General features: G+C 54.3%; 13 protein-coding genes. 5 read left to right on the forward strand and 8 right to left on the reverse strand.

Features of this window, described 5'->3' with window-relative positions; translation table 11 throughout:
• The first annotated feature begins 20 nt into the window (after window positions 1-20).
• The 4 genes from putP to dcm all read left to right on the forward strand — a co-directional run bounded on the left by putP (window position 21) and on the right by dcm (window position 4932).
• The gene (gene putP / locus ACVB80_RS09025) at window positions 21-1511 is read left to right on the forward strand and encodes a sodium/proline symporter PutP (RefSeq protein ID WP_481080948.1); all 1491 of its coding nucleotides are present in this window, start codon (window positions 21-23) and stop codon (window positions 1509-1511) included.
• A gap of 288 nt (window positions 1512-1799) precedes the next feature.
• The gene (locus ACVB80_RS09030; RefSeq protein WP_481080949.1) at window positions 1800-2585 is read left to right on the forward strand and encodes a hypothetical protein; all 786 of its coding nucleotides are present in this window, start codon (window positions 1800-1802) and stop codon (window positions 2583-2585) included.
• Window positions 2586-2668: 83 nt separating this feature from the next.
• Window positions 2669-3142 (forward strand): very short patch repair endonuclease, encoded by a 474-nt coding sequence (locus ACVB80_RS09035; protein WP_481080950.1) that lies wholly within the window; start codon window positions 2669-2671, stop codon window positions 3140-3142.
• Window positions 3143-3219: 77 nt separating this feature from the next.
• Window positions 3220-4932 carry a DNA (cytosine-5-)-methyltransferase gene (gene dcm, locus ACVB80_RS09040; RefSeq protein WP_481080951.1) on the forward strand — a complete coding sequence of 571 codons (1713 nt, stop codon included), beginning with the start codon at window positions 3220-3222 and terminating at the stop codon, window positions 4930-4932.
• Window positions 4933-5796: 864 nt separating this feature from the next.
• Here the strand turns inward: dcm and ACVB80_RS09045 are convergent.
• From ACVB80_RS09045 to ACVB80_RS09080, 8 genes are all read right to left on the reverse strand, one after another.
• Window positions 5797-6453: a tRNA (adenine(22)-N(1))-methyltransferase gene (locus tag ACVB80_RS09045; RefSeq protein ID WP_481080952.1), complete on the reverse strand. Its 657-nt coding sequence runs from the start codon at window positions 6451-6453 to the stop codon at window positions 5797-5799.
• Entirely contained in the window at window positions 6450-7745 is a 1296-nt protein-coding gene (locus tag ACVB80_RS09050; RefSeq protein ID WP_481080953.1) for a sensor histidine kinase, read from the reverse strand. Before ACVB80_RS09050 ends, ACVB80_RS09045 begins: the two co-directional genes overlap by 4 nt.
• Window positions 7742-8431, reverse strand: coding sequence for a response regulator transcription factor (locus tag ACVB80_RS09055; RefSeq protein ID WP_481080954.1), 690 nt, complete (start codon window positions 8429-8431; stop codon window positions 7742-7744). Before ACVB80_RS09055 ends, ACVB80_RS09050 begins: the two co-directional genes overlap by 4 nt.
• A 153-nt stretch (window positions 8432-8584) precedes the next feature.
• Window positions 8585-11737, reverse strand: a complete 3153-nt coding sequence (locus tag ACVB80_RS09060; protein ID WP_481080955.1) for an efflux RND transporter permease subunit — start codon at window positions 11735-11737, stop codon at window positions 8585-8587.
• 1 nt (window position 11738) lies between these two features.
• Window positions 11739-12917 (reverse strand): efflux RND transporter periplasmic adaptor subunit, encoded by a 1179-nt coding sequence (locus ACVB80_RS09065; protein WP_481080956.1) that lies wholly within the window; start codon window positions 12915-12917, stop codon window positions 11739-11741.
• Window positions 12914-14299, reverse strand: coding sequence for a TolC family protein (locus ACVB80_RS09070; protein ID WP_481080957.1), 1386 nt, complete (start codon window positions 14297-14299; stop codon window positions 12914-12916). Before ACVB80_RS09070 ends, ACVB80_RS09065 begins: the two co-directional genes overlap by 4 nt.
• An 86-nt stretch (window positions 14300-14385) precedes the next feature.
• Window positions 14386-15108: an oligogalacturonate-specific porin KdgM family protein gene (locus ACVB80_RS09075; protein ID WP_481080958.1), complete on the reverse strand. Its 723-nt coding sequence runs from the start codon at window positions 15106-15108 to the stop codon at window positions 14386-14388.
• Window positions 15109-15147: 39 nt separating this feature from the next.
• Window positions 15148-16713 carry a sulfatase family protein gene (locus ACVB80_RS09080; RefSeq protein WP_481080959.1) on the reverse strand — a complete coding sequence of 522 codons (1566 nt, stop codon included), beginning with the start codon at window positions 16711-16713 and terminating at the stop codon, window positions 15148-15150.
• Between the two features lie 467 nt (window positions 16714-17180).
• Here ACVB80_RS09080 and agaR point away from each other — a divergent pair, with 467 nt between their 5' ends.
• Window positions 17181-17957: a transcriptional repressor AgaR gene (gene agaR, locus ACVB80_RS09085; protein WP_455291692.1), complete on the forward strand. Its 777-nt coding sequence runs from the start codon at window positions 17181-17183 to the stop codon at window positions 17955-17957.
• Window positions 17958-17966: the final 9 nt, after the last annotated feature.

The raw sequence follows: 17966 nt of genomic DNA on the forward strand, positions 1-17966 counted from the left end.
TATCCTGAGGAGATATTCCTATGATCGCGAATAGCTTTGCTATTACCGGTACTTTTGTGACGTACCTGATTGGTATGTTGGCCATTGGCTATGTTGCATACAAGCGTACATCAAATTCTGCAGACTACTTTCTGGGTGGCCGTTCGCTCGGACCGTGGCCTGCAGCCCTTTCTGCCGGTGCCTCTGATATGAGTGGCTGGCTGCTACTCGGCCTGCCGGGGTTTGCCTACGCGGCGGGCATGGAAGCCATCTGGCTGGCTGGTGGCCTGCTGGCGGGTACCTGGCTGAACTGGCTGATCAATGCCAAACGCCTGCGTACTTACAGTATCACCACCGATTCGCTGACTCTGCCCGAGTTTCTGGCGCGCCGTTTTAAAGATAACTCGAACTTCATTCAGGTTATTTCGGCGTTCTTTATCCTTTTGTTCTTCCTTTTCTACACCAGTTCGGGTCTGGTAGCGGGCGGTAAACTGTTTGAGACCGTGTTCGGTCTGGATTACAGCATCGCGGTAGTGATTGGTACTGTTTGTGTGGTTTCTTACACCCTGTTTGGTGGCTTCCTGGCGGTATCCTGGACTGACCTGGTGCAGGGCCTGCTGATGGCGGCAGCGCTGATGATCGTACCTGTTGCGACCATGGATGGCGGCTTCGGCCAGCTTGGTGCCGACCTGCGTGCCATCAACCCGGAGCTGCTGACGTTCTGGAACGACAACAAAGGCGAAGCACTGAGTGCGATTGCGATCATCAACCTGGTGGCGTGGGGTCTTGGCTACTTCGGTCAGCCACACATCCTGGCGCGTTTTAAAGCGTCCCGTACCAACCGTGACCTGGTGACAGCACGTCGCATCGCGGTTGTCTGGTCTGGTATCTCAATGTTTGGTGCCATGCTGGTGGGCGTAGTGGGTCTGGTTTACGTGACTAACTCTGGTCTGAACGTTGGCGACGGCGAGAAGATCTTTATGCTGCTGGTGAACGCCGTGTTCCACCCTGTGATCGCCGGTATCCTGCTGGCTGCGATTCTGGCGGCGATCATGAGTACCGCGGACTCCCAGCTGCTGGTGTCTTCTTCTGCACTGGCAGAGGATTTCTACAAGCAGGTATTTAACAAAGACGCGACTCCTCAGCAGGTGATGCTGGTTGGCCGTATCGCTGTAGTTGGTATCTCGGTTGTTGCCCTGTTCCTGGCGATGAACCCTGAGAGCTCGGTACTGGGTCTGGTGTCTTACGCCTGGGCGGGCTTCGGTGCGGCATTTGGCCCGGCAGTGATCCTGAGCCTGTTCTGGAGCGGCATGAACCGTTTCGGCGCGATGGCGGGCATCCTTATCGGCGGCAGCACCATCGTTATCTGGAAGCAGCTGAGCGGCGGCATGTTCGACATGTATGAAATCGTCCCTGGCTTCATCCTTTCAACCATCGCTATCGTGGTAGTCAGCATGCTGACCGGTGGCCCGGATGAAGAGGTTCAGGCCCAGCACCAGGAGTTTGAGAAGAACCTGGTTGAGCTCGACTAAGCTGTTTTGAAATAACAAGCCTGCCACACGAAAGTGCGGCAGGCTTTTTTTATGCCGGTAAAGAATGGCTGTGTCGATGCTAAACGCATAAGCGATGGAACAGGAGTTACCTGCCTTATCGGACCTGGTCTGGAAGTCTGTCCTGATTTCGCTTGTTGGGAAAATACCAACAAACCTGTTTTTTTACGATGGGGATACCTGGCTATAGTATCCGCGAAACAATACCTCACCAGTCCCGGCAGAAAGGATGCGGCTTTGTGGACAGCCCAAAATAAAGGCAATTTACCAATGAAAAAAACTCTGCTTACCTCAGCAATCCTTACCCTGCTTTCAGTGCCAGCGATGGCGGAAGAGAAAGAGGTGATCGACCCGTCTGACCTGACTAAGGTTTACACCCAGGCGGCACTGTTTGTTACCTCTGAAGCCGATATGCGAGTTTCTGCGATGTTTACCGGCGCATGGAGTGAGAACATCCAGTTTGCCGGCTTTGTAGAAGGTAACTTTGGCAACGATGGAGCCAAGAAAGAAGGCAAAGACCAGCTTGGTATCGACTACCAGAAAGGCCGTGCTCAGTATTTCCAGGTTCACGCACTGGATAACTTCCTGATGCCGCGCGTGGGCATTTCTACTGACCTTATTCACATGAATGGCAGCGCAGGAGCCGCTGGCGGGCTGGATGATACCACCCTGCTTTCGGTGGGGGCGATCGGCCTTATCAACCCGGCATACACCGGCGGCGCTATGGTATTCCCGAACGCGGCTTATACCACAGGCCAGGTGTTCGGCGAGTCCGGTGACGGTTATATGTTTAACCTGTTTGTGACCAAACCGATTGGCGACAGCGGTGCCTTTATCCAGGCCTGGCCGGAGTACTTTAAGGTTTCCGGCGATGTGGCAGAGCTGGAGTCAAGCTCATTTAACCTGATGTTTAATGCCCCGACCACTTCAGACCGCACCCAGTGGCTGATGACCAAACTGGCCTACTCCAGCACCGACTCTGTGCTGCCAAATGGTACTGCAATCGATACTCCTGCCGAGCTGCTGGCGGAGATCGGTATGAAGTGGTTCTTCTGATCCTGTGAAGAGAGCACTATAACACCGGGTCTGGCACTAAAGTGGTATGCTGAAAGTAACACTACCAGTGAAGGACTCTGCCAGTGACAGACGTTCACAGCCGCCAGACCCGCTCAAAAAACATGCGCGCGATCCGCTCCCGGGATACAAAGCCGGAAGTGATGATCCGCAGTCAGCTCCACCGCAGGGGATACCGCTTTCGGGTATGCCCGGCCGGTGTTCCGGGTAAACCTGACCTCTGGCTGCCCAAATGGAACGCGGCTATTTTCGTCCACGGCTGCTTCTGGCATGTCCATGAGTGTGACGCCTTTCACTGGCCTGCTACCCGGCCCGATTTCTGGAAAACCAAACTGACCGGCAACCGCGAACGGGACCAGCGCGTGTATCGGACCCTGGCGCTGCAGGGTATCCGTATTCTGGTTATCTGGGAGTGCGCCTTAAGAGGCAAGCACCGCCTGCCGGAGGAGATGACTGCAACCCTGGCGGCTACCTGGCTTCAGAGCGGTGCTGCGGGTGGGGAGATAGATGGTGAAGGGCTGCATCTGACCTCCTGGTAACTGCGATTTTGGGGTAAGGAGAGCCATCTCACAGAAGCGGGTCTGACCTGCCGGCGCTTGTTATGTAAGGGATATTTGTGTGTTATCGTTCACTCAAAATTCCCAGAGACAGCCAGACAATGCGCTTCAGTGAAATCCTCAAAGGTGATGTGGAAGACGAGCTTCGCCTTGAACACAATCTTCAGGAAAGCAAAGCCCTGCTTAAACTTCTGATCACTATCTATAATCAGAAAAACCTTGCGCTTAAATTTCAGCAGCTTGGCGGAAACTACGCCGGGATAACCAGAGAGAAGCTGAACCGCTGGAAAGCGGATCCGGACGCCAATGCCATCTGCTTTCACGAGAAAGCCATCGCTGAGTTGCGTGAAAAGCTGCTTCCCGCCAAACCTGCCCACTGGGATAACCCGGATTTTCGTTTTATCGACCTGTTTGCCGGGATCGGCGGTCTGCGCAAAGGCTTTGAAGACTTTGGCGGCCGTTGCGTCTTTACCTGCGAATGGGAAGCCAGGGCGCGCCGTACTTATCTGGCAAACAACTATGTTGACCGCCAGGAGCTGGAATACTTCCTCGACAGCGAAGAAGAGAATCCGGAGCGCAATACCTCCCTGATGGACATCACCAATGTGACCCGCAGCGGAGATTCGGACGCTACAGACCAGCAAAAGCGTGACAGTATTTTAAAGCACATTCCCGAGCACGATGTGTTGCTGGCGGGCTTTCCCTGTCAGCCGTTCTCGTTGGCCGGGGTTTCCAAGAAAAACTCAATGGGCCGTGCCCACGGGTTCGAGTGCGATACTCAGGGCACCCTGTTCTTTGATGTCGAGCAGGTCCTGCGTGTGCGTAAGCCAAAGTTCTTTGTGCTGGAAAATGTAAAGAATCTGAAGAGTCACGATAAAGGCAATACCTTTGCCACCATTATTCGTGCGCTGGATCGTGCCGGTTACTGGGTGGCAGACATTACCGACGCTGGTGAGGACATTGAAGATTCCATCAGCATCGTGCGTAAGCGTAAGAATGAACCGGCGATCATCGATGGCGCACACTTCACCCCTCAGCACCGTGAGCGTATTGTGCTGGTGGGTGTTCGAAAAGACCTGATTGAGCAGGAGCCATCACTGCGCAACATTTCCCTGGCCGATATCGAGAAGCCACAAAAACGCTACACGGTGGCCGAGATCCTGTGTGAGCTGTCAGACGAAGAGCGCGCCAAATACACCCTGACTCCCAATATGTGGAACTACCTTTACCACTACGCCCTGAAGCACCAAAGCAAGGGCAATGGCTTTGGTTTTGGCCTGGTGGACCCGGCCCGTGAGGATGCGATCACCCGTACGCTTTCAGCCCGTTACTACAAAGATGGCTCTGAAATTCTGATCAATCAGCACGGGCTGGAAAAAGAGTATCTGGAGCGCAACAAAGAGCACGCGATAGGTAAGAACAAAGAGCGGGAGCAGTATGCGACGGACTTTGCCGACCGTCTGCGCAGTGAGAACCCACGGCTGACAGAAGCGCAGTTTAAAGCGGCGGTGAAAGAGGGCGAGGGTAAATATGACCAGCTGCACGGCCGTTACGCGGATGAGTTTGACTCAGGTTACAAAACCCCGCGTCGCCTGACTCCGCAGGAGTGTGCGCGCCTGATGGGCTTTGAAAAGCCGGAGCATGACCGGAGTGCAACTGACACTGACTTCCGGATCGTGTGTGCCGACACTGCTGCCTACAAGCAGTTTGGTAACTCGGTAGTGGTGCCGGTGTTCAGGGCCGTGGCCGGGTTGCTGAAAAAGCACATGTAAGATGTGATTTGGATTAAGCCCCGCGAGGGGCTTTTTTGATCCCACTTTAAGTCAATGAGAAGTTTATCGGGTCGCTGTACTTATGGTGTTGTCGCTGCCGCGAGCTCACTCCATCCTTGTTGAAAGCAGATCCTGAATCGCGCTTAACCTGATGTGAGTGGGGAAGGTTATGGGGAGCGCGTCCAGGATGACCAGGGTGAGGGCTGGTGGTTTTGTTTTTACCTGACAGCTTTCAGCGATCTGAAAGTATGTACTTGTCGCTGTTCTTACCATTCACTCCGGGTCATCCTGAACTGGATTCAGGAGCTTCTCACAGCGCATCGTATGGTTAATGCGATAGCAATGCACTGATATTAATGGGTTAATGAGCGCAGCTGAATTTCAGGTGTTGTCGCTGCCGCGAAGTGACTCCACCCTTGCTGACAGCAGATCCTGAATCGCGCTTAACCTGATGTGAGTGGGGAAGGTTATGGGGAGCGCGTCCAGGATGACCAGGGTGAGGGCTGGTGGTTTTATTTGTTCCTGACAGCTGTCAGCGATCTGATAGTTTGTTTTTGTCGCTATTCTTACCATTTACACTGAGTCATCCTGAACTGGATTCAGGATCTTCTCACAGCGCGCCGTATGGTTAATGCGATAGCAACGTTCTGAAATTAAAGGTGGTTCTTTGGCTCTTCAGACCGCTTGATGGGATCCCGGTTCGCGTCTGCCTGTGAGTGTGTGGTTGTGCTTCGTGGAGTGCGACCGGGATGACATTTTTTCTTTCATTACAGTAGATTAAAAGAAAAATTTGTCATCCCGGGCTTGACCCGGGACCTCGCAAAGCGATCTGTGAAGTTGCAGTGAAGCACAGGCAACCAGCGTTCAGAGCTCAACACCCCGATAAGCCACACAGGCCAGCCTTGCTTCTTCACTCCGCCCTTTCTGATAATGCCCCACAATCCGTTTCAGATAGCGCCGGGCGACAGTTTTCTGCTGCTCCGTATCTGGCTGCCAAATTACCTCGCCCACCAGACTCACCGCCGGATACCCGGCCCTGCGGCTTAGCTTCAGCACTTCATAACAGCGCTGGTTATCTTCTACCAGAGTCTCTTCCATCACACCCAGTTTCTGCTGGCTCAGCGCACTTCGCAGCTCATAAGGCCGGTTGGCCGGGCAGAGAAGCAGGTCGAAACCGGTATCAGGGTTAGCACTCAGCAGCTCCTGCACCAGCTCTGCCATCAGATCGCCGCCGACACCTGCGATGATCACCAGCTGTTTTCCGCTGTGTTCACTCAGGGGAATGGTGGTTACGTCCTGGCAGTAGGTTTTCCATGGGCCGCCCGGGAAAAAGCGTTCCAGGTTTTCACTCAGCTTTTCAATCAGTGGTGGCAGGATATCGACAAAATGGATGCACGCCGCTGCCTGGCGCGAGAGCAGCGCACCGCCCAAATGGCCGTGGTCACAGCAGCAGTCCCAGATATGGTCGTAGCCGGTACCGGTCATGGCTTCTATCTGTTTCAGGCGTTTACCCAGTCTCACTCTCTGTTGTCCTCAGTTTGCTCTGCTGTTGGGGCGGTGAAGTCTACGCTGACTTTGCGTCCTCCATCAACCATTGTTACCTGCTGCTGCCAGCCGTAGCGGCCGATCAGTCGCTCAGTCAGCTCCAGCCCGAGGCCAAAGCCAAGGAGTTCTTCATCACCGCTGCCGTCTTGGTTTTGATTGGTGATAGTCAGGGTGAGGCCGCGCTGGACGATACTGACCCTGCCTTCACTGGTGTGCTGGAAGGCATTTCGTATCAGGTTGCTGATCACAATCCGGCACAGCGCTTCCGGCAGCTCGCTGAGCTGACCATCACGTTTGAGGCTGACTTCCACCTGTTTTCCCTGCAGCAGATAGCCAAGCTCTTCGCTGATCTCTTCGCAAAGCGTGCCGGGCGAAACTTCTGTTACCGGCAGTGATTTTTCTTCCTGACGGTTCAGCCACAGCAGGGTTTCGGTCAGGTCGGTCATGGTCAGGCCCGCGCGCTCTATTCTTTCCAGTACCGCAAGCTGCTTTTCTTTATCCAGCCCTTTGTCGACCATCTTGCGCAGCAGTTCGCTGTTGGTTCGGGTGACGGCGATGGGTGTACGCAGTTCGTGGCTGGCGTAACCGAGAAAGCGCTGTTCGCGGTCCAGGCTTTCCTGCACTGAGCTCAGGCTGGCCTGGACGATACCCGCCAGGGTGTTGAGCTCACTGTAATGAAAATCGGGCGCGGGGGCAGCGAGCTTATCTTTGCTGTCCAGCCCTTTGGCCCAGGCGCGGAGGGCTTCAACCGGTGCGGCGACTTTTCGCATGATCAGCACCAGCACAAGGGAGAAGAAGGCTATCGAGCCAAGTGCAGCCAGGATGATGTACACAAAATGGGGCATACCGAGAACTTTTGGCTGGGTGTGTATCCCGTCCTGGGTGAAGTGAGCAGAGACGAAGCGGTCTTCCTCGCCGCGGCGTACTTTCATTGCAAAATAGACGGCATCGGGCGGAGACAGGAACTGATGCCCAATAGCTTTTTTCCTTAGTTCATCGTACTCCAGCCCCTGCGCCGGAATATTGCTCCTGACCTGTTCCGGCAGATCTTCCCATTGGGTGGCGATGGTAAACTTTTCGATATGAACCGGATTACCGGGAGAGACACTTTGTTTTGCGGCCAGCGAGTACATGTTGCCCCGCAGAGCGAGATCCATCCCCGAGAAGAAGTAGTTGAGGCTCATATATGACAGCACCAGGATGGTACTCACCCCGGTCAGCAGCATGGCGAGCAGAACGTAGAGTCGAAGGCTGGGTCTTATTTTCATGCTTTCTCCTCCCGGCGCAGTACAAATCCCAGACCGGGCAGGGTGTGCAGCAGTTTGTTATCCTGGCCTGCATCGAGTTGTTTGCGCAGGTTAAAAATGTGTACTTTCAGCGCGTTGGAATCTGGTTGCTCTTCTCCCCACACTGCCTGAAGCAGTTTTTCCCGGCTGACCGGATCCGGGCTTGAGCGCATCAGCACTTCGAGGATTTTATAGCCGGTCGGGGAGAGTTTAAGCGGCATTTCCCCGCGCGTGGCGCTCTGCTGGCGGGTATCCAGGCAGAGGTCGTCGACACATAACCGGCTCACCTGGCCGCTGCGCCGTCCGGCCAGCACCCTGGCCCGGACGATAAGCTCTTCCATGGCAAAGGGCTTAACCAGATAGTCATCTGCGCCTTTGGAAAAGCCGGTCAGCTTGTCATCCAGGGTATCGCGCGCGGTGAGCATCAGTACCGGAACGTCTATCCCCTGTTCGCGCAGCCGCTGGCACACTTCCAGGCCGTTCATTTTTGGCAGGTTGAGGTCGAGGATCACCGCGTCATAACTGCCCTGCTCAATCAGGTTCAGGCCAGACAGGCCGTTGGCCGCGTGGTCACAGGCGATCTCTTCCAGTGCGAGATAGTCGATTACCGCGGTGGCGAGGTCGATATCATCTTCAACGAGCAGCAGTTGCAGGTTATTGGTGAGCATGGGGTCTCCGGTCGTTCAGCTAGTTATTGGTTAGCCAGGCTGGTGTCGCTTAGCAGACTCTCTGCGTCAGGACGACGCGGTGAAGCCCCATGGATGGGTTTATGCGTGTCTGCTAAGCGATGCCGGCCTGGCGGACGGCACCATATTCTCAGTCTACGCCTGATACTCAGGAGTTGTGGAGCCTGACAGGCGATTTTTGAGGGACAGCAACAAAGATTTAATGTCACACTGAATCATCAGCAGTGATGGTGTCAGTATCAGGGTGATCAGCGAAGCGAACAGGATACCGTAGCCCAGTGCCGCTGCGGCCGGGATCAGGAACTGTGCCTGCAGTGAGGTTTCACCCAGCAGCGGTGCCAGTCCGGCAAAGGTGGTGACCGAGGTCAGCAGCACCGCACGCAGTCGTCCGCTGCACGCTTCGACGATGGCATCGTGCAGGTTGTGCTTTCCTTCGCGCCAAAGCTCGTTAAAACGCGATACCAACAGCAGACTGTCGTTCACTACCACACCGCTCAGCGCCAGGATGCCGTTGAGGGACAGGATGCTGATGGTCAGGTCGTTCCACCAGTGGCCGAGGATAGCGCCGACGATGCCAAACGGGATCGCGGTCATGATCAGCAGTGGCTGCACATAAGATTTCAGCGGAATAGCCAGCAGGGCAAAGATAGCGACCAGCGCCAGCACAAACATGCTCTCCATTGATGAGGTGGCTTCCTGCTGTTGCTCTGCTTCACCGGCGAAATCTATATTCAGGCCCGGGTACTGCGCCTGCAGCTCTGGCACCAGGTCTTTTTGCAGCTGGCTGACCAGCTCGTTTGAGGCGATCACGTCTTTATCTACCACCGCACTGATATACACCGCGCGTTGGCTGTCGATACGGGTGATCTCCGCTGGCTGGTACTCAGAGTAGATGTTGGCAACACTGCTCAGCGGTACCACGGTGCCATCCGGTGTACGCACGCTGGACTGCTGAATATCCGCCAGGGTCTGGCGCTGAGACTCCGGGTAACGTACCCGCACTTTTACTTCATCTTTACCGCGCTGGAATCGCTGCACAATATCGCCACCGAATGACTGCAACACTTGTTTTGACAGGGAGGCCGTGTCCATGCCCAGCGCGCGGCCCTGACTGGTCAGCTCAAAGCGGTACTGCGGTTGGCCTTTGTCCAGGTTGTCATCAATGCCGCTTACGCCGGCGATCTGCTCCAGGTGTTGTTTGAAGTCCTGCCCGGCGCTGGTGGTGGTTTCGCTGTCCCAGGATTTCAGCTCGACTTTGAAGTTATCGACCATGGCCTTTTTCGACATCACTTTCAGTTTTTTCACCCCTTCCATCTGGCCTGCCAGGCTCTGCCAGTGTTTGGCAAAAGCGTTGGAGTCGTAGACCGAATCAGGGTCGAGTTCGATGCTTACCGAGCCGCTGTCATCGGCTTCGGCGATAACCTGCAGGCTGAGGATCTCAGACGGCTGATCGGATGCGCCAAACTGTGCCCGCAGCTCTGCGTCTGCCTGCTCTGCGATGGCTTCCAGTTTTAGCAGGTTGGTATGGGTCTGACCAAAGCTGGCATCGTTCTGCATGCTGATTTCAGCTGATACTGTATCGCCGGCAATATCCGGGAAGAAAGCGACCCGTACCGCGCCGGTCATTGGCATACCCGCGACCAGTACCAGCAGAGAAAGGAACAGCAACACCACGGCGTAGCGGAACTTCAGCGCCAGGTCGATCACACGTTTGTAGACGTTTTGGTTGAACCAGTTCAGGCCACTGTCTGCGCCGTGCTGGATACGGTTCCAGATCCCTTTGGTCTGCTTGCGGTGGGTATTGATGTGCGCCAGGTGGGCAGGCAGGATCAGCTTGGACTCCACCAGTGAGAGCAGCAGACAGATGGTCACCACGGTGGCGAACTGGGCGTAGACCTGGCCCATTTTGCCTTCCACCATGGCGATGGAGACAAAGGCGACCACGGTCGTCAGCACGCCAAAGATAGTCGGGGCTGCCACTTTCATGGTGCCGCGGATTGTGCTGCCCAGCGAGTCTCCCTCCTGCTTGCGGGTGGTGTAGATACTCTCGCCTACCACCACGGCGTCATCGACGACGATACCGAGTGCCATAATAAATCCGAATGTGGTCATCTCGTTGATGGTCAGCCCGGCGAAACTTTCGGTCATAAAGAACAGGGTGCCGAAGAAGACAAACGGCAGGCTCGCAGCCACCCAGAATGCCACGCGCAGGTTCAGGAACAGCGCCAGGATCATAAACACCAGCGCGATACCCGTCATGGCGTTTTTGGTCAGCAGGGAGAGACGATCTTTGATCATGGTACTTTTGTCATACCAGGTCTCGATTTCCACATCCTGTGGCAGCAGATTGGACGAGCGCCATTTCTCTACCACCTGCTCTGCCTGGTCCACAATGCTGACCACGTCACCGTACTCGTCCATCACGATCTCAATCGCCATGGCGTTTTGGTCGTTGTAGCGCGACAGCACAAAGGTGTCATCGGCGAACATATCTTTGATGGTGGCGATATCGCCGAGGGTGATCTCGCTGCCGCTGCTGCTGGTAACCACTGGGATGGCTTTAAAGTCTTCCAGCTGGTAAGCCTGCTCGGAGACTTTCAGTCGCACAGTTTTCTCACCACTGCGCAGACTGGTGGCGATAGCGGAGGAGGACTCGGCGTTGATGGCGTCAGACACATCGCTCAGGGTCAGGCCGTACGCCTGCAGCATGGCTTCGTCGACTTCTACTGAGATCATCGGCTCGGCTTTGGCCTTGATGGAGAGGTCGCGGATAGCATCCTGGCTCAGCAGATCCGATTTCAGCTGCTCGGTCAGAGACTGCAGAGTGGCGCGGTCGGCATCGCCATAGAGCTGGATCCACAGCGCGTGGTCCTGCATTCTGGCTTTGTCGATCACCGGCTTATCCGCTCCTGCGGGCAGGTTGTTGATCGCATCGACTTTGGTCTTTACATCGCTCAGCAGGGTATCGAGCTGGTAGCCGCTCTCTTTCTCAATCGACACGCGCGCGCCATTGGAGTCCGAGGTAGAGGTAACCCGCTTGATGCCGGGCACGCTCTCCAGTGCGTCTTCTATTTTGATCGCGATGCCTTCTTCGGCCTGAACCGGGTCGCCGCTGTCATAGTTGACCGACACGGTGACCACATCCGGTTCCATGCTGGGAAAGGCTTCTTTGCGCAGTGAGTTGACCGAGAACAGCCCGACCAGGATCACCCCAATCATCAGCAGGTTCGCGGCGACCGGGTTTTGGGCAAACCAGGCGATGATCCCTGTTTTTTTATAGTCGCTCATATTAGCCCTCCACTACGGCGCTGACGCTCATACCCGTCTGAAAACTGCTCAGCGGGCGTTTCACTACCTGAGCCGAAGCTTTGCCTTCGACCGGGGTGACATACACTTTATCCTGCACTTCAAACTGCTTGTCGGCGGTCACCGGAGTCAGCAGGCCTTTGTCATCGACCAGCCACAGCTCGCCCTGTTGAGAAATGGCCGAAGCCGGCAGCTCCCAAAGCTCACCGCGTTCAACCCCTCTGATGCTGGCGCTGACAAAGGTGCCAGGGTAGAGCGGCGAAGTCTGCTCAAGCGGCTTCTCTACCACCACGACCAGAGAACGGGTGCGGGTGTTCTGCTGCAGGTGTTTCTCACTGCGCGCCACATAGCCCTGCCATTGCTGGCTGCCGTCGCTGCTGGTCAGGGTGACCTGCCAGGCGTCTGATGCGGTTTCTGGCAGGTTGCGCCACTGGGTTTCAGAAAGCGGGACTTCGACCTCAACCCGGTCTGTGCTGTAGAGGCTGGCAAGAGCACCGCCGCCCTGAACATAACTGCCGGGCTGGATATCACGGCTGACGATAAGCGCATCAAACGGCGCTTTGATAACCGTGTTGGCAAGGTCCTGCTTTGCTTTTTCCAGCGCTTTTTTGGCGTTGGCCAGGGTTGCTTTGGCTTTGACAAGCTGAGGCTCACGCAGAACCAGCGGCGAGTCCGGCTCACCTTCCAGCCCTGAGCGTTCCCATTCCGATTTGGCCGCCTGGCCCTGGCGCTGCTCTTCCAGCAGGGCAAGGTGCGCAGAAGCCACATCAGCCTCGGCCTGAGTTACCGCCTGCTGATAGCTGGCGTCATCCAGTGTCGCCAGTACCGTGCCTTTGGCAACCACCTGACCGGTCTCGAAGTCATCGCTGATGCTCTCCACCCGGCCGCTGACTTCGCTGGTATAGCTGAGCTCAAAACGGGGACGCGCTTCGCCGTAGCCGGTCACCTGGGCCTGATAGCTGCCTGCGGTCGCAGTCTGGACCGCGACCTGCTGAAGTGTGGAAACAGAAACGACCGGAGCAGCGGCAGGAGCGACTTCGGCAGACGTGGCTTTTGGCTGCGTTTCCGGTGACGGCATCTGCGAGCCGTTATAGGCCAGGGCGCCAAAAATGGCAGAAGCGGAAAGCAGGGTGATGGCGATAGTGATGGCATTGCGTTTCATGATGAGACTCCCAGGCCCAGTGCCAGGCCTAAATCGATTCGGTTTTTAAGGCGCAGGTAAGTGGCGTTAACCAGCTGCGCTTCGGTGTCGTAGGTCTGCTGCTGAACGGTCAGCAGGTCAAAAATGTCGATAAGTCCCTGGCGGTACTGCTCCTTATAGGTGGTAAAGCTGCGCTGGGCGCTCTGCAGCGCATCGGTCAGGTGTGCCTGTTGTTTTGCCAGTGAGGCTTCCTGGCCGACGGCGTTTTCCACTTCGTTTACCGCGTTAAGCAGTGTTTCCTGGTAGGCCCAGAACTGCTTCTCTGTGGTCAGTTCGGCAAGCTCTGCCTGAGATTTGAGTTTGCCGCCCTGAAACAGTGGCGCGGTCAGCTGGCCCAGCACGTTCCACAGCGGGTCGCTCAGCAGCGCTTCGCTTGGGGAGGTGGCGATATCGGTCAGGCTGGCAGAAAGGTTGATTGACGGCAGCATGGCTTTGTAAGCTGCGTTGGTGCGCAGGGATTCGGCTTCAATGTTGTAGAACGCCTGCTGCAGGTCCGGGCGGCGGGCAAGATCCTGCTCCGGCATGGCATCCAGCGGGCTCAGCACTTCAGGAAAGCTGGCTTCGATTTCTGGCTGCTTAGTCTCTTCGCTCCATTGGCCGCTTAACAGCGCCAGGCTGCGCTGGCTCTGGGCCAGATTTTCGCGGTATTTCGCCAGGGTTGAGCGGGTAGTCGCACTGCTGGTGCGGGCGTTATCCAGCTCTTTTAAGCTGCCAAGCCCGGCCTGATAACGCTCCAGTACCAGGGTTTCGTTGTTTTCCAGTACTTCCAGGCGACGGCTCTCTATCTCAAGCAGTTGCTGGTTAAGGCTGACTTCCAGCCAGCTGCGCATAATATTGGCCGCCAGCAGATCCCGGGTGCCCTGCAGGCTGGCGTGCGAGGCCGCGATATCTTTGGCCGCCGCTTCACTGCTGTCTGCCAGCTTCTGCCACAGGTCCAGCTCCCAGCTCACCGTCAGGTCAGTGGTGTAAGTGGTATCGCTGTTCTCCTGAGCCTGGCCTTTAAATCCGGCGCTGACGCTGGGTAACTGGCCAGAAGAGGTGATGCCTTGCTGGGCGTAAGCCATCTTCAGCGCGATCATGCTTTGCTGCAGGCCAGGGTTATTGGCAAGCGCGGTTTGCAGATACTGGTCCAGCTCCGGCAGGTCTGTCAGGTCGGTCAGCTGTAACGGCGCCTGCTCAGAAGTTTGCTGAGGATCATTCGCTGTCAGCGTTTCCAGCAGCGCGCTGCTTATCTGGTTAGTTTGTTGGTTCGCCTGCGTTGCGTAGTCTGTTTCGGCGGTAGACGCACAGCCCACACTCGCGGCAACCAGCAGGGAAATAAGGGAAATTCGTAAGGGATTCATGCCTGCCTCCATTGAGTATGAGGGCAGGTTAGCAACCGGGGGGTTAAGGGGGGGTTAAGGCGCCTCCGAAAGCGCCTTCCATCTATTTACCAGGTATATTTGATACCGACTCTGTAACGAAGCTGTCTTTCATCTGAAGTGCTGTTGAGCTTCACCTGACCTACTTCCATAAATGGCCGCCAGTTTTCACCATCTGCGGTTTTTATTGAGTACATCACCCGCATATTGTGTAAGTAGTCCGTCGAACCGTTGTCGAATAGTGGTTGGGCGTTGCTTTCCATTTCTTTCCAAAACTGGAACTCGTACTGGAAGTCCCAGTTGCCGGTTTTATAGCCTAACCAGGTATCAAACTGTTGGATTTTGGAATGGTAGCTGTTGCCGTCGGTGCCTTGCTGCGCGTAATCCCACAGTTTCCATTTGTAGCGCCCCTGAAGACGAAAGCCATTGTTAAAGGCGTAGTTCAGGCGTGCATAAGGCACATAAACCAGGCCGGCAGCGGTAAAATCGAGCGAGGCACCGGCGATACCCACCAGGTTATCATCTAATTTCTTGTAGTAAAAAGCGGAGAACTCCGAGCCGCCCAGAGACATCGCATCATAAGCACCGTCTTGGTTGGAGTAGCGCGCATCCAGCTCAAAACCAATATTTTTCCCGGTATCGATAAACGCTTTAAAGCGATCGGCATGTTTTTGCGCGCCATCGACGTATTGATGGCGATACTCAATGGTGGTTTTGTAATCGTTAGCCAGCGCTTGAGTGGAACCAGCGGCGAGCAGCGAAGCGACGACAATTTTTGCTGTGGTATTCATAGTAACCTTTGTTTTATAGGGTGAGAGGGTTAACGGTTATTAGGTGTAGGCTTTCGCCACACTGGCTGGTACTTCTGTCGGGCGCCAAGGGTCGCCGGTGAGTTCAAGCCAAGGCATCAGTTCTTGTTCGATCAGTTGTGCGACCAACTCTTGGTTGTCGTCGGCGATGTTTTTCATCTGATACGGGTCGTTTTGGTTATCGTGTAAAACGAACGTCAGCGGTTTGGCTATCTTTCGATCGACCATCAAGGTGTAGCGGTCGGTGCGCACCCCACGTCGTCCGTAGGACTGGCCACCATAAGGCATGAAGGTATACAGCTGTGAGGTTGGGCGAGTATCGCCTTCAATACCAGCCACTGTGTTGGCGAAGTTGGTGCCTTCAACGGTGTCGGGAATGAGCGCTTCCATGCCCATCAAGCCAAATAAAGTTGGGTAGATATCGGGAGCCGAGAACAACAAATCGTCTTGGCGAGGCGCGAGTTTACCTGGCCAGCGGAACATCATTGGGATGCGCATCGCTTCATCGTAATGGACGTTTTTGGTCGGCTTACCGTTCGAGCCCATGCAGCAACCATGGTCGGAGAAAAACACGACTAAGGTATCTTCAGTCAGGCCTAAACGATCAAGCTCATTGATGATCCGGCCAAACTGATCGTCCACCCCATGGACCATCGCCATGTACTCTTTAAAGTACTCTGGACCATAGCCTTCTAAGTACTCTTTATCCCACTGGACATTCGGGCGGGTATTGAGGGAGCGTGATGTTTCACCGTCAAATTTATCCAAATATTTTTGCGGAACTTGATCGTATGGTGAGTGTGGCGGGTTCATCGATACCACTAAGGTAAAGGGTTTATCGCTGTCACGATAGTGGCCGTTTTCATTACGTAAATACTTGATGGCAATGTCGGCCTCATGCTCAGGACTCCATTGATTGACCTTGATCGGCTGATCTCTTGGTGTCTCGTTGGTCCAATACATTGGAGTAAGGTGTTTATCGTAGGTGCCATAGGCGTACCAGAAATCGAAACCGTGGCGCCTATCTGGTGCGGTCCAGTCATTCCAGTAGCGTCCTTCCATCGGGTTGTTATAGCTAGGGATGAATGGCGCTTCGGGGGTATCAAGGTGCCACTTACCGATATAACCCATGCTATAGCCTTGATCTTTTAAGATATCAGACCAAGTTCGGGTGCTTTTCTTTAGCTCAATACCAAAGTCTTTACCGCCGAACTTACCTGGCATCGCAGTGTGGCTGTTGCCTTGAATGCCGTTTCGATATGGGTATTGGCCTGTCATCAGCATACCGCGAAAAGGGGTACACAGAGGGAAGTTAGATACCGCTTGTTTAAGCACCGCACTTTGTTTCGCAAACTTGTTCAAGTTCGGGGTATGGGACGGGTCTTGGTTCATAAAGCCTAATGTGTGGGCGCGCATTTCGTCTGGAAAGACGATAAGTAAATTGGGCTTTTTAACCTGTGGGGCGCTAGGATCTGCGGATGCTTTTGGGCGACTAGAGGTGGTCGCGCAGCCGGCAGTTACCGCAGTGGCGGCGACTGCACTGGTTGCGGCCATTCCTTTTAAGAGCTTTCGGCGGGTGATAGACATGTTTCACTCCTGAACGTCAATGCATTGAATAAAGAAACGGAAAGCATCGGCTTTCAATTTCTTTCCTTAATCGAGCATAGTAATATTATTCCTTCGATTGCTTGCGGATCGTAAATGATCGAAATGTTATTGGCTGCGGATGGGATCACAAAATCCCGTTTAAAGCGAAAGTGGATAAAAAAATGAAAGGGAAATACGGGCCATATCTGTGCCAGAACGAAAGGAAAAATGCGATAAAGTGAAAGATATTGCGCTTTAATCGCCCATTCTGATTGGCTTTGGCGCTTTTGAGGGTTATGATATGGATAAATGCGTAACTTAACGCAAGTGTTGAGCGTCAATGCGAAAGAATGTGAAAGAGATCAAAAGTTTCAATCTTACGTGTTGTTGCTTTTATTTTTAGGTGTAAGCTTAATTCGAAATCAAGTGAAAGAGATTTTGCTGGTTTCGTAAGGAGACGAGGTAAAGTGAAAAGTGCTGTCGAAAGGCGTATGGAAATCGTCAATGTGGTTAACCAAAATGGTAAAGCCCGTGTCGAAGACCTCGCTGCACAATTTGATGTCTCTAGTGTCACTATTCGTAGCGACCTGAGTTTTTTGGAAAAAAATGGCTATGTGGTGCGTTCTCATGGTGCGGCAATTCCAAATACTGGGGTGATTGCTGAATTGTCTGTTCAAGAGAAGCGTCGCCAAAATTCGGGCGTGAAATCTTTGATTGGTCAGGCGGCAGCTAAGCTAATTGAAAATGGTGACACCGTTATTCTGGATTCGGGTACTACCACGCGAGAAATCGCGTCTAGCTTAAAATCGCTGGAAGACGTAGTAGTAATGACCAACGGTCTGGATGTAGCAATGGAGTTGGCATCAGCACCTGGAGTTGAGGTGTTAATGTCGGGTGGAGTGCTTCGTAAGAATGCACTTTCTTTCTCTGGCTCGCAAGCAGAAAACAGCTTGAAGAACTACCGCTTTGATAAGGTATTTCTTGGGGTCGATGGATTCGACTTGCGTGCAGGTATCACCACACATAGTGAGCAAGAGGCGAGCCTTAACCGCTTAATGTGTGAGATTTCTGAACAAGTGATCGCGGTTGTCGATTCAACCAAATTTGGTAAGCGTAGCTGCCATATGATCCGCGAGTTCGGCAACATTGATATCCTGATAACGGATTCTCAAATCCCTGAAGACTACTTACAAGGTCTTCGCGAAATGAAAGTCGAAGTTATCATTGTAGAAAAAGAGAACTAGCCCCTAACT

The organism is Vibrio sp. 9-16B-A1, assembly GCF_056726165.1.